The organism is Hymenobacter sp. GOD-10R (assembly GCF_035609205.1).
Lineage (GTDB): Bacteria > Bacteroidota > Bacteroidia > Cytophagales > Hymenobacteraceae > Hymenobacter.
The window spans coordinates 4,860,342-4,885,651 of sequence record NZ_CP141184.1 but is presented as its reverse complement, the minus strand read 5'-3'; the positions used below and the strand labels follow the sequence as shown (position 1 = coordinate 4,885,651).

Here is a 25,310-nt window from a genome sequence, read left to right as displayed (position 1 = left end):
GCTCCGTTGGCATGAACCGGCGGATGGCCCTTGGCATCAGTCCTGGGCCGATGCCAACGACGCTACCGGAGGCGCCGGCTTGGGCTTGCGGCTCACTAGGAATACACCAAGAAAAATCAGCGAGGCTTGCAGCGCTTTCTCCAGCGTAAACGAGTCTTTGCCTAGCCCAACGGCAATAATAACGGCTAGTACCGGCTGCAAATAAATGTATACCCCCGTCAGAGCGGGGCTGGCGTACTTGAGCGCCCAGTTGTTGAGTAGATACGCCAAGATAGTCAGGCAGATAACCATGTACAGAATCTCCGCCCAAATGAGCGTGGGCAAGTGCGCGTAGTCGATAGCCATAGCTTGGCGCCAACCAAAAGGCACTACCGCCAAGGCACCCATCAGAAAAATGCGGGCCAGTACCGTGAACGGATGGTACTTGCGCATAAGCGGCGTCACAATGACTAGGTACACCCCAAAAGCAGTGGCGTTGAGCAAGATATATAAGTTGCCTAGGGGGGTGTCTTGGCCCGGTGTTGCGCCTGTCTTACGACCTAGGATGATGAGAGCCGCGCCCACGCCAGCCAGCAAAATACCCACCGCGCGCGCTCGGGTGATCTTTTCGCCGAGCAAGATGGCCGACGCAAGTACGACCACAATCGGCGATACGGTTTGAACCAACGATGCGTTAATAGGCGTAGTAAGCTCCAGGCCCGAAAAAAAGAGCAACTGATTGGAGGCAATGCCGATCAGGCCGCACAGAACGGAGCGAATGTTATCGGCGCGGCCTACAATACGATCTTGCGTGACCAAGCGGCTCAGAATACCAAAGAACAGCGCGGCGCCTATTACGCGCAACGTGACTAGCCCGAACGGCCGGGCAAAATGCGGCATCACGTCTTTCGACAAGCTATAGTTAGCTGCGTAAATGAAAGCGGCTGTGAATAAAGCTGCGTGAACGCGTAAAGAGTTTTTCATCAACGGCAAAGGTACGCAGGCTACCGCCCAACCGCCTACTTTTGCGCCTTACCTAGGTTATATGGCTACTGGTTCCCTGTTCGATTCTGATTCTTCTGTCTCTTCCACCAATTCGGCCGCCACGGCTGCGCGTCCTGGTGCCCCGCTAGCCGAGCGACGACGACCCCACACCTTGGCTGACTACGCGGGCCAACAGCACCTAGTAGGGCCCGAGGGCGTGCTGCGGCGTTACCTGAACGCGGGCCGCTTACCTAGCCTCATTCTATGGGGACCACCCGGCGTGGGCAAAACCACCTTGGCGCACCTATTGGCCGACGAACTGAAGTTGCCTTTCGCGGCCCTGAGTGCCATCAACGCGGGCGTGAAGGACGTGCGCGAGGTGATTGACCGAGCCAAAAAGCAGCGCAATACCATCTTGTTCATTGATGAGATTCACCGCTTTAGTAAGTCGCAGCAAGATGCGCTGCTCGGGGCGGTGGAGCAGGGCGTGGTTACGCTCATCGGAGCCACCACCGAGAATCCTTCTTTTGAAGTCATTCCGGCCTTGCTAAGCCGGGCACAGGTATACGTGCTAGAGCCGCTCGACAAAGACGTGCTCATCGGCATCGTCGACAAGGCGTTGGCCGAAGATGAAATTCTGAAGCAGCGCAAGGTGCGCATGGCCGAGTATGGCGCCCTGCTCACCATTTCGGGTGGCGACGCGCGCAAGCTGCTCAACCTGCTCGAAATCGTGGTAGAAGCCAGTCGCCCTGATCCCGCCACGGGCGAAATCGTCATTACCGATGATGTGGTGCAAAAGCTAGCCCAGCAGCACCTAGCTCGCTACGACAAAGGCGGCGAGATGCACTACGACGTTATTTCTGCCTTCATTAAGAGTATTCGCGGCTCTGATCCCAACGCAGCGGTGTATTGGCTGGCCGTGATGCTGGAAGGTGGTGAAGACCCCAAGTTCATTGCACGCCGCTTGCTCATCCTAGCCTCCGAAGATGTGGGCAACGCCAATCCTAACGCTTTGATGCTAGCTCAAAGCTGCTTCCAAGCCGTGACCGTTATTGGCATGCCCGAAAGCGAGATTATTCTGTCGCAAACGGTGGTATATCTAGCTACCAGCGTCAAGAGCAATGCGTCGTACCTTGCTATCAAACAGGCTCGTTCGCTCGTGCGGCAGCAAGGCGTTGCGCAGGTGCCCATACCCCTGCGCAACGCACCGACTCGGCTGATGAAGCAGCTGGGCTACGGCAGTGAATATCAGTACTCACACGACTACGAAGGCAACTTCGCCTACCAAGAGTTTTTGCCCGAATCACTGAGCGGTACCGTCTTCTATGAGCCCGGCCAGAATGCCAGCGAGGCCAAGCTGCGCGAGCGGCTGCGGCAGTGGTGGGGCGAGAAGTACGGCTATTAATGTAGCGCGAAGCAGGAGCTTCGCGCTACTTACCACGCGGAAAAGCACCCAAAGCCTTCTACATTTGTTAGGCTACCATCTACCTATTTCTTTACTAAATGAGACAATTTCTTAAGTACGTGCTGGCCACCATCGTGGGCCTCGTACTTTTCGCCGTAATCGGCGTGGTGGTGCTGATTGGGCTAGCCTACAGCGCCTCTCGCTCCGAAAAAGACGTGACCGTAGCCACCAACTCCGTGCTGGAGTTGAAGCTAGACAAGCCCATTTCGGAGCGCGAAAATCCTGGTTCCCTTGCCGCTTATGTTACCGGCGACAATGCCCAAAGCACGGGCCTCGATCAGCTCAAAGAGGCGATTCGCCGCGCCAAAACCGACGACGATATCAAGGGTATTTTCCTGAACGTGGAGCTGGTGCAAGCTGGCATGGCGACGTTGGAAGAGGTCCGCGACGCACTGATCGACTTCAAGAAATCGGGTAAGTTCGTGGTGGCTTACAATGACTTGGCTTCCGAAAAGAGTTACTACCTAGCTTCGGTGGCCAACAAAATCTACCTAAATCCGCAAGGCACGCTGGAGTTCAACGGCCTTAGCTCGGAAACATATTACTACAAAAACCTATTTGAGAAGGCCGGCATTGAGCCCTACATCTTCCGCGTGGGTTCGTTTAAGAGCGCCGTGGAGCCGTACTTCCGCGAGAGCATGTCAGACTCAGCACGGCTGCAAACCACGTCCTTTCTGAATTCGCTCAACAACTTCATGCTTGGCCACGTGGCTACAGCCCGGGGTATTTCGCCAAACCGCATCAAGGCAATCAGCGACTCGATGCTGGTGCACAATGCTGATGATGCTAAGCAACTTGGCTTGGTAACGGACCTAGGTTATTACGACCAAGCCCTCGACTACATGAAGGGCAAAGTGGGCGTTGCGAAGGATAAGAAGCTGAGTACGATCAGCCTCGACCGCTACACTAAGTCAGAAGACGAAGATGGCGACGCCAGCGGCAACCGCATTGCCGTCGTGTATGCCGAAGGCGACATCGTGACGGGCAAAGGCGGCGACGACAACATCGGGAGTACGCGCTTCGCGGAAGCCATTCGCAAAGCTAGGTTAGATGATAAGGTGAAGGCGGTGGTACTACGCGTGAATTCGCCTGGCGGCTCGTCGTTGGCGTCTGATATTATCTACCGCGAGGTGGTCTTGACGAAGAAGGTGAAGCCCATCATCTGCTCGATGTCGGATGTGGCGGCTTCGGGCGGCTACTTCATCGCCATGGCCTGCGACACCATTGTGGCGCACCCGAACACGATTACGGGCAGCATTGGGGTGTTTGGCGTGTTGCCGAACATTCAGCCCCTGCTGCGCGATAAGCTAGGTGTCACGACGGACCGCGTAACGACCGGTAAGTTCTCCGATCTGCCCACCATCACGAGGCCGCTCACGGCTTTCGAAAAGCAACAGCTTCAGAAAGAAGTAGACCGCATCTACGCCGACTTCACTACGAAAGCCGCACAAGGACGCCACATGCCCGTCGAGCGCCTGCGCCGGCTAGCTTCGGGCCGGGTATGGTCAGGCGAGGAAGCCAAGGCCCGCGGCCTCGTCGACGTGCTAGGCTCCTTCGATGATGCCATGCGCATTGCGGCCCGCCGGGCTAAGCTGAAAACCGACGACTACAAGGTGCAATACTTGCCCAAGCAAGACGCCAACCCGTTCTTGGCGCTATTCAACAGCTTCGGCGAAGAAGCGCGCCTGCGGATGATCAAGCAGGAAATGGGCCCCATGTATCCCATGTACGAGCAATATAAGAAGCTCACACAAATGCAGGGTGTACAGGCTAGGTTGCCGTTTGAACTGAGCATTCAATAGATAATACCCCAGTCAAGAAAGCAAAGAGCCCCGTCTTAGACGGGGCTCTTTGCTTTCTTGACTGGGGTATTAAGGACGTCGTTTCCCATAGTAGAACGTTGTGGTTCCACTGTTACTTGCCCCAACAGTTTTTGCTACGCTAAAAGAAGCACTATCACCTGATGTGTAGAACGATGCATAAGTTATAACACGTGGCGAGCTTGAAGTATTTGCGTTGTAAAACTGATACCTAGAGTTAAAAGGAGTTTGAGGGGAGTTACGGTCGCTAGGTAAGTAACTAAGTACTAAATTATTCCACCGCATTGTATTCACCCCATCTTTCGTAATTACCACATCTTGGTCTGGCAGCCGAGTTCGGATTGCAGGTGATTGATATACGCTATATACATCCACTACTTTGCAAGCGTAAGTTCCTGCAAAAGGTAAGTTTGTGTGAGCAAAAATGTTGTAGGGCTCAATCTTGATAGTCTTAGTTATAGAGTCATTCTTCTCCGTACCAAAGGCTTTTAATTTCACTGAATACACGCCGTCTGTCGTGTAGGTATGCGTCGGGTTGTCTTCTTGTCCCGTACTTCCATCTCCGAAGTCCCAAACGTACCGTTGGGCATTTTTTGATTTGTTTTGGAATGATACGGCAACTGTCTGCTCAGTGCTTTCGGGGGCTGTAAAGTCGGCTGTAGGAGGTGGGGTAGGTTCCGTATCATCTTTGCACGAAGCAAGCAATGCAACTGAAGCTAGGACCAATAGGTTGTATTTCATAGTTGGCTGATATATAGATTCTTAGAATGTTGTCTGTATTGTGAATATACAAACCGGACAGTGTAATGATGTTTCAAATATGAAAATAGAATAACTCTGTCTTATACTAATAGGCGGAGATACGAAACACTTTTCTATGAAGCTATACTGCGCATAACAGCAACTAAATGTCAAAGAAAAAGCCTCGTGAATAACGAGGCTTTTCTTTGTGCGTGCACTATGCTAAGGACGGCGAATGCCGTGATAAGTGGTAGTGGCACTACCATTACTCGCTCCAGTTCTCTTCGAGATGCTAAAGACGGCACTATCGCCAGCAGCGTAGAATTTGGCGCTGGCAGTAGTGCGTGGCGCCGCTGAGGTAGCTAGGCTGTAGAAGTTATACGCCGAGTTGTAGGGCAGTTGAGGCGAGCCAGTGATGCTAGGGTAGTAGCTCAGAAGCGCATCATTCCATTTCAGGGTACTCGCGCCGGCTTCCGTGATAACGACTTCCTGATCAGGCAGCCGCGTCCGGGTCGTGGGCGATTGATAGGCGCTATACTCGTAAACTACTTTGCAATCGTAAGTTCCGGCGAAATGTGAATCTACGCGGGTAAAAAGATTGAATGGCGCAATCTTGATCGTCTTAGTTACAGAATCACTTTTTCCGAACCCCAACGCTTTGAGCTTGACCGCATAGATGCCCGGTGATTCGAAGATGTGGGTCGGATTTTCCTCTTGTGAAGTAGTGCCATCCCCAAAATTCCATACGTAGCGTAGCCCGTTCTTTGATTGGTTCTGGATAGCTATGATCGTTTGTGATTCACCGTTGTCAGGTAAGTCGAAAGCTGTAACAAACTCTGTATCAGGTTGAATTTCCTCGTCGTCGCAAGAGGCTAGTAGAGTAGCAGAGGCTAAGAGTAATAAGCGGAGCTTCATGATTTATAGTAAATCGTCGCCTTATAAGTGTAAAATTACATATATACATTAAAAAATGTGCTAGAGTATGGAGGGAGTTATATCTGTTCACAATTTGAGCAAACAGTAGTTCGACAATAGCCTACCAGAGGCAGAAAACATCAAATAGCCTTTACCAGAAGCTACAATGTGTATACTTGCAGCTCCTGGCTCTTTTTTCTATGCAACAACTCCACGAAGCTACTGCTTACATACGCCAACAAATCGGCGACTTTCAGCCGGAATTCGGCATTATCCTCGGCACTGGCCTAGGTGCGTTGGTGAAGGATGTAACTATTGAGTACACCTTGCCCTACGCCGAAATCCCGCACTTTCCGGTGTCAACGGTCGAAAGCCATTCGGGTAACTTGCTGGCGGGCACCTTGGCGGGTCGGCGGGTACTGGTCATGCAGGGGCGCTTCCATTACTATGAAGGCTACTCGATGGAGCAGGTGGTGTTTCCGGTGCGTGCAATGAAGCTGCTGGGTATCAAGAAGCTGTTCGTAAGCAACGCTGGTGGCGGCCTTGACCCCGAAATGGAGTACAGTGACCTGATGCTGATCGAAGACCACATCAACCTTCAACCGACCAACCCCTTGGTAGGTAAGAACCTAGACGAGCTAGGTCCGCGCTTCCCTGATATGTACGAGCCCTACGACCTAGGCTTGCTGGCGCAAGCCGAAGCAGCAGCTCGTGAGCTAGGTTTTGCCAACAGAGTGCGGCGCGGCGTGTACGCTAGTTTGCCTGGCCCGATGCTGGAAACGCCCGCCGAGTACCGCTACCTGCGCACCATTGGCGCCGATGGCGTGGGCATGAGCACGGTGCCCGAAGTCATTGCCGCTCGCCATGCTGGCTTGCCGGTGCTAGCTGTTTCGGTCATTACGGATCTGTGCGCCCCCGGCAAGCTCAAACCCGTAGCGCTAGCCGACATCTTGCGTGCCGCCGCCGACGCAGAGCCGCGCCTAACGGCTCTATTTAAGGCTGTTATTGCGCGGCAACAGAGCACTTAGGTTGCGGCCGGGCAGGGTAGTGGTAGCACTATCGGCAAACTGATAGTGCAGGTCCGGAATAGCTAGCTCCTCGAGCACCAGCTGGCTTTTGCCACCCATCGCGAGGCTAGCTTGCTGAATGTGGTTGCCGAGATGCAAGCGCACGACAGGTACCCCATTGGTATGCCCCGCCACTACCCGCAGCCGCTGAAGGGTGTTGTCGCGCAACTCGACTAGGCTGCCATTGTCAGCCTGAACTAGTAAGCTGTCCTGCTTAAAGCCCTGCACCAACACCCGACTCTCACCCCACGGTTGAGCCTGATCCGTTTGAATGGCGCCCTTCACGGCATAAGTTGCATCAGTGCGCAATGCGGCAAGGCTAGGGCAGGTGATAATAATAGCAGGCTCGCGGCTCCCCAGAAAACGAGGCCGAAATTCGCCGAGAAAGTTGACCCCTAGAGTAAGCTCACGTCCGCGCCGCTGTACTTGCAGCACGTCAGCTAGAGGCTGATACACCCGCACGCTATAAGGACCAGGCTGAATACGTACGCTGGTCAGGCTAGCCGCCTGCACATGCAGCGCATCAAAATCTCGGAGCGGCAGCGTCACAAAATCCCGGAGCGGATTGCGAAAAGCCCCGGAGCGGTATTCAGCCCGTAGCGCGTTGTTGTAGAAGCCAAGTGCCACAAGTACTGCCACCAAGGCCGCTAAGACTAGTTTATTGCTGGTTTTCATGGGGGACGGAAGGAAGTGGAGAAGTAGGAAAATGGGCCGCCGTGTAAGCGGCATAGCGCAGCTGCACCTCATCGAGGCTGATACCGAGCAGAAAGATGGTGCGGAAGAACTCCGGTAAATCTTGCTGCACAAACCGTTCACGGCGGTATTCCTTGATCTTGTCATCGCTGGCAGGCGCTACGAAAAAGCCAATGCCGCGCTTGTTATAGATGATCTGCTGCTGCTGCAAGAAATCGTAGGTGCGCATCACTGTATTGGGGTTTACCTGCAAGTCGCCGGCTAGCTCGCGCACGGAGGGCAGCCGATGTTCCACGGGCCACGTGCCCAGCAGAATCTGGTCGCTCACGTAGGCCGCTATTTGCAAGTAAATAGGCTCATTATCTTTAAATTTCATGGGTAAGATCCTCGCGGCTTAAAGTTGCTTCTCGCGCAACCGCGCATAAGCGGCCAGCCAAAAAAGAGCGGAAAGAACTAACAGCACCAACTCTGGTAGGTACTGCTGCAAGCCGGTGGGCGCTATGCGGTAATAGGAGTGCTCATTTTCGATGAAGTCGGCGCTCAGGAAAGGAAGATTGAAGCGCAGATCAACGCCTAGTAGTGATTGCAACAAGCTGTAGTTCAGAATGCTAACGAGCATCAGAAGCGCAAAAAAGGATACTGCCGTTTTGATGAAAGCTAGCTTTTCGAAAAACAAGCCTCCCCACAAGGCAATGCCGTGCACGGCGGCAAACAGCAGAAACGCGTAGTAGGCTTTTTCTTCCTGCGCGAACAAGTTCAGCATGGGCCTTGGCTGCTCGCCGTGCGCAGCAAGTGTTAAGACCAAGCTATCAACGGCGTAGAAAATCCCGATGTAGACCAGCAGGAAAAATAAGAAAGAGTACAGCCATGCCACCACGTACTTTTCGAGGTGTGACGCTGGCAGGCTCAGGGCTGCAATAGCGCGGGCCTTGCCGCTGAAATCGGCAAAAACGTGGCTTGTAAACAGAAAGCCAGCGCCCAACATGAACATCCCGAAAAACGCGGATTGCGCTCTGGTGTTGGGTGCACCGCCATTCATGTAGCTCAAAAAGCCGAGTACCAGCAGCAGCGCACCTGCCAGCACACCCGTACCCATTAGGTAGCTTTTCCAGTGTTCGGCAGTGTGTTTCTGAAATAGTCGGCTAAAGCGCGGCAGGCTAAACAGGTTGTGCATAGCTAGGTTGATTTAGGTAGGAGGTAAGGGCTTGATCTGAAGCCGTAATGGCGTTGAATAGCAACTCTAGGTCGATTCTGGTAGGCTGGCCGGTCAGGTTTGGCAGAATCGCCTGACGTCCCCGGGCGGAGTCTTCGGTGTAAAGCGCCTCGTGCGCTTGAGCCGCACTCACCGTCGCGAAGGTGATACGCTCGGCTAGCTTCTCCAGGTCTTCATTCAGGACGATGCGCTGCTGATGCAGCACCACTACTGTATCAATTAGGCTATCTAAGTCGCGCACTTGGTGCGTGGATATAATGACGCAGCGCTCCGGGGTAAGAGCCGAGGCAATCAGACGGCGGAACTGCGCTTTCGAGGGAATGTCGAGGCCGTTGGTGGGCTCGTCTAGCACCAGCAAGCTTGTGTTGGTAGCTAGGCCAAAGGCAATCATGAACTTCTTCTGTTGCCCAAAAGACAATTGGCTCAATACAGCGTGTAGCGGCACCTCTAGCTCATACAAGTAGCGCTGAAAGCTATTCGCATCAAACTGCGGATAGAAGCTACTGGTACGCGCGATGAACTGCCCGCCGGTGAGCGCCGGTACATACACTTCCTCGGGCAGGAAGTAAACCTTCTCCAGTGTGGATGGTAGGCGCTTGTCGGTTCGCTGACCATCCAGCAAGCACTGGCCTGACCGCGGAAAAGCTAGCCCCACTAGGTTCTTAAGCAGCGTGCTTTTGCCCGCGCCGTTCTTGCCTAATAGACCATAGATGTGACCTCGCTCCAAGGCTAGGTCTAAATTCTCCAGTAATAGAGGTCGGCTAGGATAGCCGAAGCTCAAATTCTCAACCTTTATCATACTTATTACTGTTATGGTGTACTATTAATGTAATACACCGTAAACATATCGGTAAGAGCTATTGCTTGTATGCGTTAGCCTAAAAAATATTTTTAGTAGCTATTGGCCACACAAACAAACTCGCCTTTCCACTACTGTTTTTACCACGACGGGCACAAACGGTAGCAGAAAGGCGAGTTAGATAAAGCAACCAGCGGCTAGCCTATGTTAAAGTCAGCACCGGGTACGGAGGTCACACCTAGCTTAGGGTACTAGTGTGAAGGTGTAAAGTTCGTACTTGTTTTCTTTGTTGCCGCGGCCATAAAGTAGTTTCTGGCCAGTGGCGCCGTTGATTGTGTATTCCTGGGCGGCTCCTTTATGGTCGGTGAGCTGCAGGGTATGATTATCGCCAGCTAGCTTCCACGTTCCAACATAGCGCGTACTATCGGCGAGCAGCGTTTGAGCATAGCGACCATCGGCCATAAACTGGATGCGGTAACGGTCCTTGATATTCGGACCATCGGTGTATTGGCCACCAGCCATTATCTGATCTAACTGCCAGGTGTGCACGAGCTGCGCCATGGTCACAGGCTCTGCAGGAGGAGGTGTGCACCCGCATTTTCCGGGCTCTACCCCTGCGGCATTACAGCTCGCCAAGACGGCACCTAGGCTTAGAATTTTTAAGTACGTAGTAACAGTGCGAACCATATAGTCAGAAGTGATTAGGTATAAAGGATGACACCTTGAGGATACCTAGCAGCCTCCGAACGTTGCAAGAGCTAGCCAGAAAAATTATTTCAAAATAACTGTCTTGCGCTGATAGTTCAGCACCGTAAAGACTCCCACGCCGCCCTGCACCGTCGAGCGGATGGCGGATGGTTGGGCGAAGGGGTTACCATTAGCGCTACGCGCATCATCCGTCGATTGCATAAACTGGTAGTATGGCTGATCGATGTGGTAGAGGCTAACGATTAGCGTATCCTGTGGATTGAAGCGGTAGCTGGTACCGAGCGTGACAAGTTGCCCATTGGTCAGTCGGTCATCTACGTTGTAGTCGCTTTCTGTATCCCTATGAACGTAATTTTTATGAATCTGGAAGCGGTAGAAATCAGTCGTGCTAGCAGGATCTTGGAAACGGGCAGTTAGATAGGCCTGGCGCTCCCCTTCAGGTTTGTCATTGAATTTCCATTCCACCGATTCAATCGGGATGGCGGTAGGCATGGTAGCCGTACCCGTCAGGTGGCGACCTTGTTTATCCGTGATATCAAGCTGGAAGGTGTCGCCGGGCCGGGCCCGAAGGCGCCGCTTGCTAATGTGCGTATACGTTTTGCGCGTGTTGCGGTCCAGGCCGGGCGCATACTGAAGCGTATCGTGCGTGCCATTAGGCAAGGTGAGTACTACCGTTACCTCAGGCAGCGTGATGGTTTCGGTGGTTGATAGGTAAGGCACCGTTTCCGTCACCGTCAGGCGCGGTATGACGCCATCTTCTAGGTAGCATTCCGCCACGAGCTGCGCCGGGCCAGCGGGCAGCTCAATATCAATATCCTTCTGCAAGCCGCAATTGGTTAGCAAGCAGATAGGCAATACGTGAAGCAGACGCAACGAGGTGGGGCGGAAGGTCATAGAGCGGCAGAAAGAACTGAAAACGAGAAAGCCAGATTGAAATCAGAACTTGAAATTGTAGGTAATCGCCGGGATAACCGGGAACAGTGACACTTGCCGAGCACGGTAGCCAATCACCAGATTCGTTTGCTCGTCTTTCACCTGATCGAAGTAGATGAAATACGGATTACGGTGATTATAAGCGTTGTATATGCTCAGCGTTAGGTCCTGCTCGCCGTGGCGCGGTCGGAACTTGTACACCACCCCTAGGTCGAGCCGATGGTAAGAGGCCAAACGGTAGCTATTGCGCTTCGGGTACACCGGCACCACGTTGTAATTAGCGCCGTATATATCCTGGTAAATAAAGCGGCTCTGGGGCAGCGTCGTCGGGTTGCCCGACGAAAACACGAAGGAGCCTGTCAGGTTAAAACGGGTGGAAAGTTGGTGAAGTACCACGGCCGTCATATTGTGGCGCCGGTCGTAGGAGGGATAGAAGGTTTCACCGTTGTTGATGCCAGTAGTGCCACGCTGGGGCGGAAACTTGCGCTTGGTCCACGCTAGGGTGTAGCCAATCCAACCCGTGGTGCGGCCCTGCTTTTTCTCCAGGTACAGCTCGTTGCCGTAGGCCCAGCCTCTGCCAAACAGGAACTCGGCATCTAGGTCAGAATTGGCGAAAAGCTGTGCCCCGTCGCGGAAGTCTACTTGGCGATGTGCCCACTTGTAGTAAACCTCATCGGTGAGCAAGAACTTGCCGTTGCCTAGCAGAAAGCTCACGCCGGTAGCGACTTGCTGCGAGCGTTGCGGCTTCACATTCAGCCGCGACGGATACCAAATATCCGTCGGGAGCGTGGCGCCAGAGTTTGAAACTAGATGCACGTACTGGTACATCTGCGCGTAGCTCAGCTTCAGCGAAGCCTTGGGTGAGAAGGAATATCGGCCGGCAAAGCGCGGTTCGATACCGCCAAAGTGGTCGGAACCGGATTGAAAGCCGGTGAGGCGCAGCCCGTAGTCTAGCTGCAGATTCTTGTTGACTCGGAAGTTATCGGAGATGTATACCCCAGCTTCTTGACCAGTATAATGCACATCGGAGTTAATGTTGAGCGTGCCGTCGCCGCTGTTCGCATTCAGCCGGCCCACTCCGAACTGGTGGTTGGTAACCGTCGCGCCAAACTTCAGAGCGTGCCGCTTGCTGAGGGCATAGTCGAAATCGGTGCGAACAGCTTGGTCGCGGATATTCGACGAGATGCCGAAGCCAAACTGGTCGAGCTGGTTGCCGATCCGGTATTTGTAGTCGGTACCCGAGACGGTGGTATTTACATACAGCTTAGACGAGAAGACGTGGTTCCAACGCAAAGAGCCCACCGTGTTGCCCCAGTCGAAGTTGATGTTGAAGCCGTTGGTGCTGTTGAAGCCAAAAATGTCCCGGCCTAGGTAGCCCGTCAGGAACACCTGGTCGTTGTCACCTAGCTTGTAGTTGGCCTTCAGGTTGAAGTCGTAGAAGTAGTAGTCGGGAATGGGGTTGTAGTCTGGCTCACCTGCGTTGAGCTTATTGATCTGGCGCGTGAAAATGTCGAAGTACGTGCGTCGTCCCGAGACAAGAAACGATCCTTTTCCTTTCTTAATGGGCCCCTCTACCGTGAGGCGCGACGAGATGAGACCAATGCCGCCGCTGACCCCAAACTTCTCCGGGTTGCCTTGTCGCAGCTTCACATCCACCACCGACGAGAGGCGGCCGCCATACTGGGCCGGGAAGCCGCCTTTATACAAGTCCACGCTCTGCACGGCGTCGGAGTTGAACACCGAAAACAAACCGAACAAGTGCGATGGGTTGTACACGACCGCATCATCCAGCAAGAACAAGTTCTGGTCGGCGGAGCCGCCGCGCACAAACAGGCCGCTGGTGCCTTCGCCGCCGTTTTGCACGCCGGGCTTGAGTTGCAAAGTTTTCAGAATATCGACCTCCCCGAACAAAGCTGGCAGAAGCTTGGCTTCGCGGGCCGTGAGACGCTCTACGCTCATTTGCGGGGCGCGCAACTTCTGCTCTAGAGTGCCCGAGCCTTGCACTACTACTTCACCTAGCTCATTGTTGGCTGATGCTAGGCTAAAGGAAATTCGTTGGTTCTTCGTGAGCGTGATGGTGCGCGTCAGGGTCTGATAGCCGATGAAGGAAATCACCAGATCCTGCGTGCCGGCAGGCAACGACACCGAGTAGAAGCCCGTCGAGTCGGCCGTGACGCCCTTGCCGAGCGCCGGCGCCGCAACAGTAGCGCCCGGCAACGCCTCTTTCGAGTCGGTGCGTACGTAACCGCTCAACGTAAAGCGCGCCTGAGCCCAACTAGGCAAAGGCGCGCTAACTAGCAATAATCCGAGAAGGGAAACGAATAGTAAAAGTCTAAAACGCATTACGACAACAGGAAAGCACAAAGGTAAAAAGATGCGCTTCCCTAACGTCGACTCCTAGCTATTTATCGTATTTTCAGTACGATATAACTTTTCGTGTTTTCGTTAGTAGCACTACTCGCAAGTACGCTATTGCACGTAGGATTGCAGGGTTTGGGTAAGCTGAGGCGCCGATACTACGCCGGCTTGCCGCCATACGGGCTGGCCTTTGTGGAACAGAATCAGGGTGGGAATGCTCTGAACGCGGAATTGCTGGGCCGCCGCCTGGTTCCGATCCACGTCGATCTTAATCACCTTGACCTTTCCTTGGTGCTGTGCCGCCACTTGCTCTAGAATAGGTGCCATGGTTTTGCAAGGGCCACACCAATCCGCGTAAAAATCGACCAGCACCGGCATTCCGGGGCTGCTAATGAGTTCGGCAAAAGATTTCTTAGGCATGATGAGGCTAAGTTAAGTACACAAATCGGGAAGCACTAGCCCCAATGGCTAGTTGCTAGAGTTTAATACGAAACTTGTCGGCGAAAGGAATAGTGCAAAAGAGAAAAGCCCGGCGCGTAGGCGTCGGGCTGGTCATAAAGCTTGGTTGGCTTACCGCTCGATTACGGTCACGTCATTGGCGGCAGGGGCAAGGGTAAAGCGGCCGCTAACCACGCGCTTCCCAGCTACCTGGCACTCCCACACGTATTTGCCTGGTGTAGCTTTGGCTGCTTCACCAGTAGAAGTAGCAAAATACTGGGCCTCCGAAGGCTCCGATGGAAACACAACGTCAATGCCTTTTTGGGGCGAGTCAACCTGCTTGGAGAGGATGTACTCTTTGCCCGTAGTCTGGTTAACGACCACAAACTTGGCGGTGTAGGTGCCAAGCTGCCCAAACTTATCCACTACCCCTAGCTTCACGTAAGGATCAGTCGACACCAACCACGTTTGAGCGTGAGATGCTTTCGGCGCAAGAAAGAACAACACTAGCAGCAAACCAGCAACCCGGCAAGCATGTGCAAGTGAGGAGGGAAAAGCAGGAGTAGAATTCGGCATACAACAGAGAGAAAACAAATAAGTGTGAGGACCGCAGTAAGCCCCGCGGAGCGCTGGAAACCATCCGAAACATAGGAAAGCAAAATGCTAGCCAATCAAAGAAAATAGGACAATAGCTGTACTTAAAAAAATTATCAAATTGGTACGAATAGCTGTTTTTGATTGCAAAATCACTTGTACTTACTTTCAATAATTGCTGAATCATTACTGCGTATGCCACGTCGCCGCACGGCTCATACCAATCAAAGTACCGAAAGAGAACCTCGGCCGAGCACCGAGCCGCAGTGTCAGCTGTGCTTGCGGCACGTTCGGCACGTGACGCGGCACCACTTGGTACCGCGCGAGGAAGGCGGCCGCTACGGGCCAGTTGCGGACCTGTGCCAGCCGTGCCACAGCACTGTGCATCTATTGCTGAGCAACCGGGAGCTAGCCCGCAAGTATGGTACTATTGAAGCATTGCGCGAAGCGGAAGAATTACAGAAATATCTGCATTGGATACGGCGCAGTCGGGTGGAGCATATTTCCAATCGGCGCCGGCGCTGAAACTAGCAGCAGCCAGCCTGACATAGCTTTCCTAGGTAGAGCAACCACTGGTCAAACTAGCCGCCTACCTGCTAATGACAACTAGCCTACCTTCGCGCTTTCCAGCTTTTGACCTAAGTACGCTAGCCGAGCGAGTTATTTATCATTGCGATTCATGCAACACTATTTTGTTCCTTTTGCTCAGTTGCGCCAGCAGCCTACTATTCTGGTGGATAGTACGGGCCTAGGTGCTGCGCTGGTGCTGGCGCATTGGCGCGGCGCGGCTACGCCCGAGCCGTTGCGCGATGATACCAGCGCTGGTTCTGTATTGCGCGCCTTGCATGCACCCACGGCATCAGGCTTGGCAGCGGCCGCCGTGTCAGCCAACCATTTCGATGTGGATGGGTTCATGGGAGTCTGGAGCTTGCTGCACCCTGGGGCTGCTCTGCGCTACGAGGCGTTGCTCCGGCTCACGGCTACCCTAGGTGATTTTCGGGAACTAGACTGGAACAACCCGCTGGCTGACAACGCTCTGAAGCTGGTTTGTTGGCTGAACGCCAAAGAGAAAGAGCTGTTTTATCCACCCTTTGGAGCGCCAGCCGTACGTCGGCGCGAAGACGAAGCCTCTGCCGAGAAGTTTGCGTGGTTTCTACCCGCCTTTGAAGAAATACTAGAAAACCCGGAGGTTGGTCGTGTAGCATGGGAGCCAGAATACAGGCGTGTGCGGGAGGCGGTAGCCGTGATGCAAAGCCCGGCCACGCACCTCACAAGCTACCCGGAAATTGGGCTAATGATCGTGCACACACCAGAACCGCTGCCGTACTATGCCCTTTTTGGCCCAACGGCAGGCTTCGATATGGTGCTGAGCTGCTACAGCGGGCAACGCTATGAGTTTGAATACAAATACACGACTTGGATTGACCTAGAGTCGCGGCCCACGCTACCTCGCTTGCCGCTCGACGGCTTGGCCAGTCACCTAAACGCCTTGGAAACCAGTGCCCGCCGTTGGACTTTCGATCCTGTAACCGATACAGGCCCCTTATTACGCCTGGCAGGTAAAGGCCTCAACAAAGCCCAGCGCTACGCCGACCCCGACCAGCGGCCGATCTACGCGTCTTCGCTGCCGCCGGAGGTAATAGAGCGCGAAGTAGTCACGTTTTTCCGGCAGCACTATGCTACCATCACGCCGAAGCGGTACTGGAGCTGGGCAGAAATCCGTGAGGCGGGCGCCAGAGTAGAGGCCATTTAGGTTTTGAAGAAGACTTCAGAACGTCATGCTGAGCTTGCCGAAGCATCTCGTGGGCAATGCTAATCCTAACAATTGTAGTTACTACTGCCCGCGAGATGCTTTGGCAAGCTCAGCATGACTGTGACTGTTCATGGCTGCTCTGGAGATTTTAAAGACAGGTCTAGCTTGTTTCCCCAAATCCGACAACGCGCAAGGAGCTGACCCCGCCAGCGCCCTTGCGCACGTGAATCTGCGTGGTAACGCGCTCCTTTAGGGCATCCACGTGCGAAATCACGCCAATCATTTTGCCAGAACCCTGCAGGGTTTCCAGGGCCGAAAGCGCCACGTCCAACGCATCGGGGTCGAGCGTACCGAAGCCTTCGTCAATAAATAGTGTGTCGATCTGCGTCTTACGGCCTGCTAGCTCTGACAAACCTAGGGCAAGTGCCAGACTTACCAGGAAGCTTTCCCCACCCGAAAGGGAGTTCATCGAGCGGGTACTGTCGGCTTGGTAGTGGTCAACGATGAGCAAGTCTAGGTGCTCGTCGGGGTTGCGCGTGATGCGGTAGCGGTCGTTGAGGCGGTGCAGGTGGCGGTTGGCTAGCTCGGTCAGGCGAGCTAGGGTCAGGCCTTGGGCAAACTCGCTGAACTTCTTCCCATCGGCGGCGCCAATGAGGTCGGCGAGACTACGCCAGCGCCGGGCTTCCTGCTGCTGCTTTTCCAGCTCAACCGCCAGCTTCGCGTGTCGCTCCAGGCCGCGGTGATGGTCGGTGAGGCGCTGCTGGCGCTGCCCTAGCTGCTGATTGAGGAACGCTAGCTTTTCGTTAACGGCTTTGTGCTTCTCGTGAATCGTTTCGGAAGGCTCGTCGGTCAGGGCGCGTGCTTGCTCTAGCTGAAGCTGTTGCGCAGCTTCGGTTAGTCGCTGCTGAGTAGCAGCTACGGCACGCTCGTGGCTTTGTAGCTCATCGGTGAGACGGCGTGCTTCCGTATCAGGCAGCAACAAGGCCGCCAGCGCCGTGGGGTCGTGGGGGAGACCGGCGGCAGCTAGGTCGGCCACGAGGGCGGCATGTTGCTGCTCGCGCTCCTGGTGCTGCTGCTGCGCATCCTGCTCGCGCTGCCGGAGCTGATCGTCGGCGCGGGTAAGGCGGGTTTGCTGCTCATGCAGGGCTTGCGTCAAGCGGTCCAGCTCGGTGCTGCGGCGTTGCGCTTCAGCGGCGAGCTGCTGGCGGGCAGCAGCTATGTTAGAGCCCGCAAAGAGGGCTTGGCGTTGCGCTTTTTGCTGCTGAATGGCGGCGTACTTATCAACTAGATCCTGCTTGTTTTCGCGCAGCCACTGATGCGTTTCTGCGTGATTTTTGGCGAGTTCCTCTGACCTAGCTTGGCTGGTTTCGCTCTGCTTTTCCAACAAAGCCAACGCCTCTTTCTTCTGCTCAAACTCAGCACTGAGCTGGCGACACCGCGCAATCAGCTCACGACCATTCTCCTCGTTGAAGCTCAACCCGAAGCTGCTCAGCAAGCTGCTGATCTGTTGCTTTACCAATGGCACGCGCTCTTCCGCGTCGCGCAGGGCAGCCGCTACTGTGGCTAAATCCTGTTGATACTCCTGCTGTTGACGCTGGGTACTTTCCTGCTGCGTTAGGGCTTGTGCCAAAGCGACTTCCGCCGCTGGGCGCTGCTGCTCCAGGGTGCGGAGTTGCTGCACGACGGCTTTCACCTCATCAGCGGCCATGCGCTCATCGGCCTCTAGCAGCAGCGGCAGAATACTAGGAACAGCAGTGGCGAGTTGCCCGCCGGCCTGCTCCAGCATGTTCACGTAGGTAGACGTGCGGTTTAGGCGTGTATTCAGAGCCCGTACCTGTTGGCTGAGCTCCTCTTCCCGGTTCTTATCGCGCTCCAACGATTCCTCACTGATACCTAGCAGGCCGGCGGCAAATGGGTGCTCGAGGGCGCCGCACACCGGGCACGGCTGCCCCGGCGTGAGTAGTTCGCGCGTTTCGGTGTGCGAAAGAATAAGCTGCTGAAGCTGCATGGAGCGGCGCAAATCGTCCCAGTGCTGCTGCTGCGCTTTGTAGTCGCGGTCTAGTTGGGCCGCATGGTGGTGCAGACGCCGCAGCCATTGGTCGCGGTGAGTGGCGGCGGCTTGTTGCTGCGTACCTAGGTCGGTGAGTTGTTGCTGCGCCATAGTAGCTAGCTGCTGGTGCTTCAATACGGCTTCGGCGGCTTGGCGCTGCCGTTGCTGAAGCTCCTGTTGGCGTTGCGCGAGTTGGCCTAGCTCGCCGCGCAGATGGTCCCAGTCCTGCAAGTGAGCCGTCAGCTCCGGTAGCGTGTCCGCTAACTCGGCCAAAGGGCGGTGTTGGTTGAGCCAAGTTACCAACTCAGTTACCTGTTGCCGGAAGGTGCGAGCTTGCGCGGTGAGCTGATCTAGCTCCGTTTTCTGCCGTTTGCACTGCTCGTTTTTCTGGTCGTAAAGCTGTCGGGCTTGTTGGAGCAGTTCCTCGTCGCGCTTCACTAATAAATCGAGTTGTTCAGCTTCACGCAAACGTGGCTCTTGCTCTTGCTGAGCAGCCAGCGCGGCCTCTCTTGCTTCGGCGGCGGCGGTGCGTACCTGTGTGGCGGCAACCAACTGCTGTTGGAGCTGCGGAAGCTGTTGGCGCAGTTCCTCGGCGCTGCGTTGCAGCTTCTGAATATCCTCTTCGGCTCGTTGTAATAATGCCCACGGCGTGCGGAAGGGAAGCGCTTGGGTGTGCTTCTGAAGGCGTTGCTGCGTGGGCACCAGCGTTTCGGCTTTGGCGGTAAGCTCGGTAAGCTGCTGCTGGCCGCGATGCTGCTGGCTAGCTAGGTCGACCAGCCGATCGAGCCAGTTTTTAGCTTCATTCAGGCGTTGTTGCTCAGCCGTCGTGTTGGCGACCTGCTTTTGCAGATCTTGTACTTCGGCTTCCAACACCGTCACTTCCTCGGCAGAAAGGAGCGTCACGCCCGCTAGCCCGGCGCGTAGTACGTCCACTTGCTGGGCCTCTTCCTTGGCTTTGCGGAAGGCAAAAACCGAAATATCCGAGTACTTGCGCGTGTCGGTGATCTTCTCCAACAGCTGGGCACGCTCGCCGGGGCTTGACTTCAAAAACCGCGTAAACTCGCCCTGCGCCAGCAGCACCGAACGCAGAAACTGTCGGTACTCCAGGCCGCTCAACTCTGCTACTTTGCTCGGCACCTTCGACTTGTAAGTCTCTAAGAAGGGCCAGGTTTCCTCTCCTTCTACTACGCGTCGCTCGCTCAGCTCCATGCGCGAATCTTGCAGTGGGCCATCGGGGCGCTTGCGGGCGCGGTGCTGGCCCCACTTGGCGCGGTACAAGTTGCCATTCACCGCAAACTCCACTTCTGCCCAGCTTTCGCCGGTGCCGTGGCTCATCACCTGCTCGGGGCCGCTGCCGTCGTGGCGCGGCACCTGGCCGTAGAGGGCTAGGGTAATGGCGTCGAGGATGGTGGTTTTGCCCGCGCCGGTGGCGCCGGTAATGGCAAACAAGCCCGCGTCGACGAGCGGCGAGTTGGCGAAGTCAACTTCGTGCTGCCCGCGCAGCGAGTTAAGGTTAAAGAAACGGACGCGGAGAATTTTCATGAGTAAAAGTCGGCTAGGAGGGCGCCGAAGTAAGCTAGGCTCCTGCCGCGCTAAGTGGCACGAAGACAGTCAACCGTATTGCCACGAAATATCGTGACTACAAACTTGTAAGACCACGAAGATACCTATACTTGTGCTGCGGAGGCAAGCAAAAGTGCTTCTATAATCTTCTCGTTGCCATGATCTTCATGCTCACATTTGCGAAAGGAAGCTCGCTTTAGGTACCAACCTAAAGCTTCATGAAACGAGTAAAATAACTCAACAAAGCCTTTGGCATCCTTGAAGAAGGAGCGTTTGCGGCGCTGCCAGTCAAACTTTCAAATGTGCAGGTGGCACGGACAACATACTGCCAGGGATGTTCATTCTGCTTCCCACACGGGCCTGAAACTCCCAACTCTACCTTTGCGAACCAACAGCGCAATTGGAAGCGGTTCCGCAAAACCCAGTGGAAAAAATAAAGCAACGCCGCCACCTAGCTAGTCTGGGTGGCGGCGTTGCTTTAGTAACCAAGGTTTGTACTTGCTATTTCACCGCTAGCAAATCCTGCACTTTCGTCCACTGGATATCGGAGTAGCGTGCATTGTCTAATGGCTCAGCTAGCTTTGCTTGACCGGTGAACATATTGTGCAAGTACTGCATGCCTTGCCAAGGTGGAAATACTTCGTTTTTCGCCGGAAACAAGGTGCGCGTTACCTTGATCATGCCGGCGAGCACACCTAGGCCGCCCATGCGCAAGAGTTTGTATCGTTGGCCGGTGGCTTTGCTGGCGTCGGCTTGCAGGTCGCGGATGCTGGCTACCTCGCCGGCCACGCGCAGGAAGCGGGGGGTGTTGGGGTCGAGAGCAGCGGCCGCCGTGAAGTTAGCGGTGTCTACCATCGTGGTGAAGTCCAGCGGCTGGTCGGCATCGCCCCAGTACACCACCCGGCGCGGACCTTGCAGGACAACCGGCGCTTGCCCTTTCAGCAAGTCCATGAACATGCCGTTGAGAATGGAAGTCGCCTGGATAGGGGCCTGATCAACCCGGCGCTGAAATTCTCGGCGCAGGTCGAAGTTGCGATTCGAGCCCTCGGGCAAGCGGGTAAAATCGGCTGAGTAGTCAGACGGGATAAAGCGTGGTACGCCCGCCGCCACAGCCGCATCGAGCAGGCGGGTCTGCGCCTCAACAATCACCTCCCGCAGCCCCGACAAAGCCGATACCACGCAACCAGTACCAGCGCAGGCTTTTTTCAGCTCCTCGGCGTTGTTGTAATCAACTTCCACAAGCTCACACCCTTGCAAGCGTAGCGAAGTGGCTTCGGCCGTGTTGCCCTTCCCCGGCCGCACAAGCGCCCGCACGGCCGCACCCCGGCGCCGAAGATGATGTGCAATTAACAACCCTAGGGCTCCGGTGGAACCTGCCAGCACAATGGTGGTTGGCTCCGAAGCTAGGCTATGGGGGGAAGTAGTTGTGGGCTCTGTTGCCATTGAAAGTCTGTTGGTAAGAACTGAGGCTGTGCTCCATCCTAAATCAGGTAGGAAGCTCAGCAAGACATACAGACAATGGCTCCGAATGTTACAAAGCGCGTGCGCTTTAGGTTATGCCGATCTTTGGTTGTAGTCCGTACTATGCTTCTCGAATCAATTCCAGCAGCTCATCGAAGGCGCGTAGTAGCTCTTGACGTGTTTCCTCCGGCTCCGTTTCCAAGCGACGCTCAAATACTTCACGCTCCGTAAAATCGTGGAGGCTGCGGGTTAGGGGTTCCGGCTCATCGAGGGGGCGCAAAGCCACCAAGCGCAGGTGACGACGATTCAGGACTTCGATTTGGGTGCGGTCGAGCGTAGCAATGACTTTCAGAAGCTGCTCGGCTACTTCGGTTTGCCCTAGCTCCGAGCGCACTTCCAAATCGATCCAAGCGGGGAGTAGGTAGCCCGCGTTGTCGTAGCTGGTGAGCTTGCTAAGTACTTCATCCAGCGAACCGTGGAAGCGAGCTAGGCGTCGGCTGCCAGGCACGGCCAGGGTTTGAATCTGTACGCTTCCTGGTACAAAATCTAACAAAAGCACTTCCTTGCCGTGGTCGATTTCGGAGAAGGAGAGAGGAATGGGGGAGCCGGAGTAGCGGATATGCTCGCGGCCACCCACGCGCTGCGGTCGGTGCAAGTGACCTAGGGCCACATAATCAAATACTTCCGGAAAGTGCTCGGCCGATATCTGACCTAGGTTGCCCACGTGAATCGTGCGCTCTGAGTCGGAGGCGGCACCGCCAGCGGCGTAGAGGTGGCCGGTAGCCAGCACGGGCACGCCGGCTTCTTTCAACTGCCACACCATTTCAACTTCCGCGGCTCGGGCATAGTGATCCGCAATGCCCTGGCGGATGCGCACCTCGCGCTCCTCCGCCGATTCGCCGGGCACCGACAGGCGCACATCCCGGTCGCGCAGGAAAGGAATAGCGCATACTACCAAGCCCGGCTTGCCTTGCGCGTCATCCAGCACGAGGACCTGATCCTCAAAGCACTCGGGTACGCAACCAACCACGTGCACGCGCAAATGCCGCAGCAGGCGAGCCGGGGCATTGAGCGTAGCCGGGGAGTCGTGGTTACCGCCTACAATCACAATGTCGCGGCAGGCAGTGGCCTGCATTTGCAGCAGAAAGTTGTAATACAGCTCCAGCGCAGCATTCGAAGGGGAGCCAGTATCGAATACGTCACCGGCCACCACGAGCACTTCCACGGCCTGTTCGCGTACGATTTGAACTAGCCAAGTAAGAAAATACCGGTGTTCTTCGGTGCGCTCATGGCCGCCAATGAAGCGCTGACCTAGGTGCCAATCAGCCGTGTGAAGAATTAGCATAGGAGGGAAGAAGCAAAGAAAGCAACTTCGAAATTAAGTTATTTCTCGCAAAGAGTACGGCCCTGCAGCGCGAAGTAAGGGCTTCGCGCTGCGTTAAACGAGGACGTTAGCACGGTGTAGCGCGAAGCGGGAGCTTCGCGCAGCGTTGAACAATAAAGCTAGCACGACAACCTAGGCGCTATTCGTTCAACGACGCGCGAAGCGAGAGCTTCGCGCTACACCCTTCAACAATACGCGAAGCTTGAGCTTTGCGCTAAGCGCTTAATGAACCGGCTGCTTCTGAAACTCCGTAATGGCCTCACCGAGGTCGTAAACGGCAGCACCGGGCAGAGCGGCCTGTAAAATGCTGGCACCTGCCGCCGAGCGGTAGCCGCCCGCGCAATGCACTAGGATGGGCTTATCGGTAGGTACCTCATGGGCCCGCTCGCGCAGCTCGGGAAGCGGAATTGAGAGGGCATTGGCGAAAATCGGTGACTTGTTCTCGTTCGTGTTGCGAATATCCACGATGGTAAAATCATCGGCATGCTGGCGTACTTGCTCTAGGTCAAGCTCCGGGCTGGTCATAGGCAGCACCGCCGGGGTAAGCAAGGCACCACGAATATTAGTTTCGTAGCCGATTTTGGCTGTTTTGCGGATTACCGTGTCGAGGGCAATCTGCGAATCAGCGAGCAAGTAAAACGATTCCTTCGGGCCTACCACCGAGCCGAGCCAGGTTTCAAACTTCCCCCCATCCATCAGGTTGATAGCACCTTCCAAGTGGCCGGCTCGGAATGAAGGCGCAGGTCGGGTATCGACAACCAGGACGTCATTTGCCAGCAAGGCGTCTGACTGTAGGCGAGGCACCGCCCGCACGCTGTCTTCAAACGGCTGGGCACCTAACTTGTTGAGCGCGACGCCGTACGGAAAATACTTCGGCACAAACGGTTGGTCTTCTAAAAGAACACGCACAAACTCGGCCTCCGACATGGCTTGCAACGCATAGTTAGTCTTCAGCTCCTTACCGATGGTACTGTCCAGTTCGGGGCTCGTTACTTTGCCACATAAGGAACCGGGGCCGTGCGCGGGGTATACACGCGTAGTGGGCGGCAACGACATTAGCCGCTGGCGGGTGCTGCGGTACAGCTGCGCAGCGAGTTCTTCACGCTGATGGTTGCCGAGCGCGGCGTCTTCGCGCAAATCAGGGCGACCTACATCACCCACGAAAAGCGTATCGCCGGTAAACACGGCACGCGTCTGGGCACCGTCGTCCATCAGCAGCACCGAAATGCTATCGGGCGAGTGGCCAGGTGTGTTCAGCGCATGCAGCTCCACGGAGCCTAGGTTGATTCGGTCGCCGTCGTCGAAGGTATCGTGGGGGTAAAGAGCCTTCGAATACTTGCTGCAATAAATAGTGGCGCCAGCTTCCTCGGCTATTTCCAGATGGCTGGAGATGAAGTCGGCGTGGGTATGGGTTTCAATGACCGCGACAATACGTGCGTCGTGCTCGTCGGAGAAGTCGTAGTAAGGTTGTGGGTCGCGGCCTGGGTCGATGAGCGCCACTTGGCGGCCGCAGCGGATGGCATAGCTCGCTTGAGCCAGGCCTTTATCATAAAATTGCTGAATCTGGACGGAGGTACTACTACTAGGTAGAGGACTCATGGTGGTTGGTTGTGGTGGGAGGCACTACTACTTACGAAGAAGTAGGTGAGCACTCCAAATATACGTAAGGTGACGTAGGACGAGCAGGTTCGAAATAGAAGAACTGCTGGCAGACTAAGCTGCTGAAAGGAACAACTGTATCTACGACCTTAAGATACACGCTTCTGGCTAAAGGGTTTCTGGTTGAGTATCCAAAAAGAGATTAAGGGTAGGAACGAAATAAGTTGCCCTACCACGAACCAAACAAACAAAAAAAGCCCCGACCTCTTGGTCGGGGCTTTCTACAGGGGAAAATAAGGAACCTAGCTTAGCTTTTCAGCTTAACCTTGTCTTCTTTCATTTTGGCTTTGCCTTCCTTGCGCTGTTCTAGGCGGCCTTCCATCCGCTCGTCGCGCATAGTGGTGTACTTGGTGAACTGCTCGGGCGTCAGAATGCCTTTGAGTTGGGTTTCGTATTGTTCCCGAGCGGCTTGCATATCACCGCGCATGGCAGTCCGGTCGCCGCTGGCCATCGCGCTGGCGCGCTTTTCCTGCATCTGCTGCGCTTGGGTAAGCGCGAGCTGGCGTACTTTCTCCGTTTGGTCGGCGTTCAGACCTAGCTGGGTGGTGAGCTGCTTGGCGCGAGCTTCGGCCATTTGTTCCGGTGAGCGTTGCATGCCGCGACCCATGCCCCCACGAGCCATGCCGCCAGCGTTAGACATATCATCGGTTTGGGCAGAGGCTACGCCCGTAGACAAGGCGAAAGCAGCGAGAAGGATGAGCAACTTTTTCATGAGGGGTGTGTCTGTTTAGGT

Annotated in this window: 22 protein-coding genes; 5 read left to right on the top strand and 17 right to left on the bottom strand. The window is 55.2% G+C overall.

What is annotated here, in order from left to right:
- Positions 1–36: 36 nt before the first annotated feature.
- Complete coding sequence (locus tag SD425_RS19380; protein ID WP_324671657.1) at positions 37–963, bottom strand: DMT family transporter; 927 nt, start codon at positions 961–963, stop codon at positions 37–39.
- Positions 964–1,024: 61 nt separating this feature from the next.
- Here SD425_RS19380 and SD425_RS19375 point away from each other — a divergent pair, with 61 nt between their 5' ends.
- Together SD425_RS19375 and sppA are read left to right on the top strand one after the other, a co-directional pair.
- A complete protein-coding gene (locus SD425_RS19375) occupies positions 1,025–2,368 on the top strand; it encodes a replication-associated recombination protein A (RefSeq protein WP_324671656.1) in 1,344 nt (447 codons plus the stop codon).
- Positions 2,369–2,466: 98 nt separating this feature from the next.
- Entirely contained in the window at positions 2,467–4,230 is a 1,764-nt protein-coding gene (sppA, locus tag SD425_RS19370) for a signal peptide peptidase SppA (RefSeq protein ID WP_324671655.1), read from the top strand.
- 69 nt (positions 4,231–4,299) lie between these two features.
- On the opposite strand, the gene SD425_RS19365 is transcribed toward sppA, so the two are convergent.
- Together SD425_RS19365 and SD425_RS19360 are read right to left on the bottom strand one after the other, a co-directional pair.
- Entirely contained in the window at positions 4,300–4,989 is a 690-nt protein-coding gene (locus SD425_RS19365; protein WP_324671654.1) for a PKD domain-containing protein, read from the bottom strand.
- Between the two features lie 222 nt (positions 4,990–5,211).
- Complete coding sequence (locus tag SD425_RS19360) at positions 5,212–5,904, bottom strand: PKD domain-containing protein (RefSeq protein WP_324671653.1); 693 nt, start codon at positions 5,902–5,904, stop codon at positions 5,212–5,214.
- Between the two features lie 200 nt (positions 5,905–6,104).
- On the opposite strand from SD425_RS19360, the gene SD425_RS19355 reads away from it, so the two are divergent.
- Positions 6,105–6,932: a purine-nucleoside phosphorylase gene (locus SD425_RS19355; protein WP_324671652.1), complete on the top strand. Its 828-nt coding sequence runs from the start codon at positions 6,105–6,107 to the stop codon at positions 6,930–6,932.
- Here SD425_RS19355 and SD425_RS19350 read toward each other — a convergent pair.
- From SD425_RS19350 to SD425_RS19310, 9 genes are all read right to left on the bottom strand, one after another.
- The gene (locus SD425_RS19350; protein WP_324671651.1) at positions 6,894–7,646 is read right to left on the bottom strand and encodes a hypothetical protein; all 753 of its coding nucleotides are present in this window, start codon (positions 7,644–7,646) and stop codon (positions 6,894–6,896) included. The genes SD425_RS19355 and SD425_RS19350 overlap by 39 nt on opposite strands.
- The gene (locus SD425_RS19345) at positions 7,630–8,040 is read right to left on the bottom strand and encodes a GntR family transcriptional regulator (protein ID WP_324671650.1); all 411 of its coding nucleotides are present in this window, start codon (positions 8,038–8,040) and stop codon (positions 7,630–7,632) included. The genes SD425_RS19350 and SD425_RS19345 overlap by 17 nt, the downstream gene beginning before the upstream one ends.
- A gap of 18 nt (positions 8,041–8,058) precedes the next feature.
- Entirely contained in the window at positions 8,059–8,838 is a 780-nt protein-coding gene (locus SD425_RS19340; RefSeq protein WP_324671649.1) for a hypothetical protein, read from the bottom strand.
- Complete coding sequence (locus tag SD425_RS19335) at positions 8,822–9,676, bottom strand: ABC transporter ATP-binding protein (RefSeq protein WP_324671648.1); 855 nt, start codon at positions 9,674–9,676, stop codon at positions 8,822–8,824. The genes SD425_RS19340 and SD425_RS19335 overlap by 17 nt, the downstream gene beginning before the upstream one ends.
- Before the next feature lie 243 nt (positions 9,677–9,919).
- Positions 9,920–10,237, bottom strand: coding sequence for a lipocalin family protein (locus SD425_RS19330; protein ID WP_324671647.1), 318 nt, complete (start codon positions 10,235–10,237; stop codon positions 9,920–9,922).
- 210 nt (positions 10,238–10,447) lie between these two features.
- A complete protein-coding gene (locus tag SD425_RS19325) occupies positions 10,448–11,278 on the bottom strand; it encodes a DUF4249 domain-containing protein (protein WP_324671646.1) in 831 nt (276 codons plus the stop codon).
- A 42-nt stretch (positions 11,279–11,320) separates the two neighbouring features.
- The gene (locus tag SD425_RS19320) at positions 11,321–13,600 is read right to left on the bottom strand and encodes a TonB-dependent receptor (RefSeq protein ID WP_324671645.1); all 2,280 of its coding nucleotides are present in this window, start codon (positions 13,598–13,600) and stop codon (positions 11,321–11,323) included.
- Positions 13,601–13,786: 186 nt separating this feature from the next.
- Complete coding sequence (trxA, locus tag SD425_RS19315) at positions 13,787–14,095, bottom strand: thioredoxin (RefSeq protein WP_324671644.1); 309 nt, start codon at positions 14,093–14,095, stop codon at positions 13,787–13,789.
- A 150-nt stretch (positions 14,096–14,245) separates the two neighbouring features.
- Positions 14,246–14,689, bottom strand: a complete 444-nt coding sequence (locus tag SD425_RS19310) for a hypothetical protein (RefSeq protein WP_324671643.1) — start codon at positions 14,687–14,689, stop codon at positions 14,246–14,248.
- Positions 14,690–14,902: 213 nt separating this feature from the next.
- Here SD425_RS19310 and SD425_RS19305 point away from each other — a divergent pair, with 213 nt between their 5' ends.
- Both SD425_RS19305 and SD425_RS19300 read left to right on the top strand, forming a co-directional pair.
- The gene (locus SD425_RS19305; RefSeq protein ID WP_324671642.1) at positions 14,903–15,232 is read left to right on the top strand and encodes an HNH endonuclease; all 330 of its coding nucleotides are present in this window, start codon (positions 14,903–14,905) and stop codon (positions 15,230–15,232) included.
- Positions 15,233–15,386: 154 nt separating this feature from the next.
- Positions 15,387–16,460 carry a DUF6687 family protein gene (locus tag SD425_RS19300; RefSeq protein ID WP_324671641.1) on the top strand — a complete coding sequence of 358 codons (1,074 nt, stop codon included), beginning with the start codon at positions 15,387–15,389 and terminating at the stop codon, positions 16,458–16,460.
- Positions 16,461–16,620: 160 nt separating this feature from the next.
- Here SD425_RS19300 and SD425_RS19295 read toward each other — a convergent pair whose 3' ends face one another.
- The 5 genes from SD425_RS19295 to SD425_RS19275 all read right to left on the bottom strand — a co-directional run bounded on the left by SD425_RS19295 (position 16,621) and on the right by SD425_RS19275 (position 25,289).
- Positions 16,621–20,052: an SbcC/MukB-like Walker B domain-containing protein gene (locus SD425_RS19295; RefSeq protein WP_324671640.1), complete on the bottom strand. Its 3,432-nt coding sequence runs from the start codon at positions 20,050–20,052 to the stop codon at positions 16,621–16,623.
- A 522-nt stretch (positions 20,053–20,574) separates the two neighbouring features.
- Positions 20,575–21,516: an NmrA family NAD(P)-binding protein gene (locus SD425_RS19290; RefSeq protein ID WP_324671639.1), complete on the bottom strand. Its 942-nt coding sequence runs from the start codon at positions 21,514–21,516 to the stop codon at positions 20,575–20,577.
- Between the two features lie 139 nt (positions 21,517–21,655).
- Positions 21,656–22,879 carry an exonuclease SbcCD subunit D C-terminal domain-containing protein gene (locus tag SD425_RS19285; protein WP_324671638.1) on the bottom strand — a complete coding sequence of 408 codons (1,224 nt, stop codon included), beginning with the start codon at positions 22,877–22,879 and terminating at the stop codon, positions 21,656–21,658.
- 261 nt (positions 22,880–23,140) lie between these two features.
- Positions 23,141–24,517, bottom strand: a complete 1,377-nt coding sequence (locus SD425_RS19280; protein WP_324671637.1) for an MBL fold metallo-hydrolase — start codon at positions 24,515–24,517, stop codon at positions 23,141–23,143.
- A 307-nt stretch (positions 24,518–24,824) separates the two neighbouring features.
- Complete coding sequence (locus SD425_RS19275) at positions 24,825–25,289, bottom strand: hypothetical protein (protein WP_324671636.1); 465 nt, start codon at positions 25,287–25,289, stop codon at positions 24,825–24,827.
- Between the last annotated feature and the right edge of the window lie 21 nt (positions 25,290–25,310).

Excerpts from the sequence above, each read along its gene's own strand:
- SD425_RS19300 (WP_324671641.1), top strand. The coding sequence starts at position 15,387 with ATGCAACACTATTTTGTTCCTTTTGCTCAGTTGCGCCAGCAGCCTACT.
- SD425_RS19340 (WP_324671649.1), bottom strand. The coding sequence starts at position 8,838 with ATGCACAACCTGTTTAGCCTGCCGCGCTTTAGCCGACTATTTCAGAAA.
- SD425_RS19350 (WP_324671651.1), bottom strand. The coding sequence starts at position 7,646 with ATGAAAACCAGCAATAAACTAGTCTTAGCGGCCTTGGTGGCAGTACTT.
- SD425_RS19380 (WP_324671657.1), bottom strand. The coding sequence starts at position 963 with ATGAAAAACTCTTTACGCGTTCACGCAGCTTTATTCACAGCCGCTTTC.
- SD425_RS19355 (WP_324671652.1), top strand. The coding sequence starts at position 6,105 with ATGCAACAACTCCACGAAGCTACTGCTTACATACGCCAACAAATCGGC.
- SD425_RS19330 (WP_324671647.1), bottom strand. The coding sequence starts at position 10,237 with ATGGCGCAGCTCGTGCACACCTGGCAGTTAGATCAGATAATGGCTGGT.
- SD425_RS19275 (WP_324671636.1), bottom strand. The coding sequence starts at position 25,289 with ATGAAAAAGTTGCTCATCCTTCTCGCTGCTTTCGCCTTGTCTACGGGC.
- SD425_RS19310 (WP_324671643.1), bottom strand. The coding sequence starts at position 14,689 with ATGCCGAATTCTACTCCTGCTTTTCCCTCCTCACTTGCACATGCTTGC.
- SD425_RS19360 (WP_324671653.1), bottom strand. The coding sequence starts at position 5,904 with ATGAAGCTCCGCTTATTACTCTTAGCCTCTGCTACTCTACTAGCCTCT.
- SD425_RS19295 (WP_324671640.1), bottom strand. The coding sequence starts at position 20,052 with ATGAAAATTCTCCGCGTCCGTTTCTTTAACCTTAACTCGCTGCGCGGG.
- SD425_RS19375 (WP_324671656.1), top strand. The coding sequence starts at position 1,025 with ATGGCTACTGGTTCCCTGTTCGATTCTGATTCTTCTGTCTCTTCCACC.
- SD425_RS19285 (WP_324671638.1), bottom strand. The coding sequence starts at position 22,879 with ATGCTAATTCTTCACACGGCTGATTGGCACCTAGGTCAGCGCTTCATT.
- SD425_RS19280 (WP_324671637.1), bottom strand. The coding sequence starts at position 24,517 with ATGAGTCCTCTACCTAGTAGTAGTACCTCCGTCCAGATTCAGCAATTT.
- SD425_RS19345 (WP_324671650.1), bottom strand. The coding sequence starts at position 8,040 with ATGAAATTTAAAGATAATGAGCCTATTTACTTGCAAATAGCGGCCTAC.
- SD425_RS19305 (WP_324671642.1), top strand. The coding sequence starts at position 14,903 with ATGCCACGTCGCCGCACGGCTCATACCAATCAAAGTACCGAAAGAGAA.
- SD425_RS19290 (WP_324671639.1), bottom strand. The coding sequence starts at position 21,516 with ATGGCAACAGAGCCCACAACTACTTCCCCCCATAGCCTAGCTTCGGAG.
- SD425_RS19335 (WP_324671648.1), bottom strand. The coding sequence starts at position 9,676 with ATGATAAAGGTTGAGAATTTGAGCTTCGGCTATCCTAGCCGACCTCTA.
- trxA (WP_324671644.1), bottom strand. The coding sequence starts at position 14,095 with ATGCCTAAGAAATCTTTTGCCGAACTCATTAGCAGCCCCGGAATGCCG.
- SD425_RS19365 (WP_324671654.1), bottom strand. The coding sequence starts at position 4,989 with ATGAAATACAACCTATTGGTCCTAGCTTCAGTTGCATTGCTTGCTTCG.
- SD425_RS19325 (WP_324671646.1), bottom strand. The coding sequence starts at position 11,278 with ATGACCTTCCGCCCCACCTCGTTGCGTCTGCTTCACGTATTGCCTATC.
- sppA (WP_324671655.1), top strand. The coding sequence starts at position 2,467 with ATGAGACAATTTCTTAAGTACGTGCTGGCCACCATCGTGGGCCTCGTA.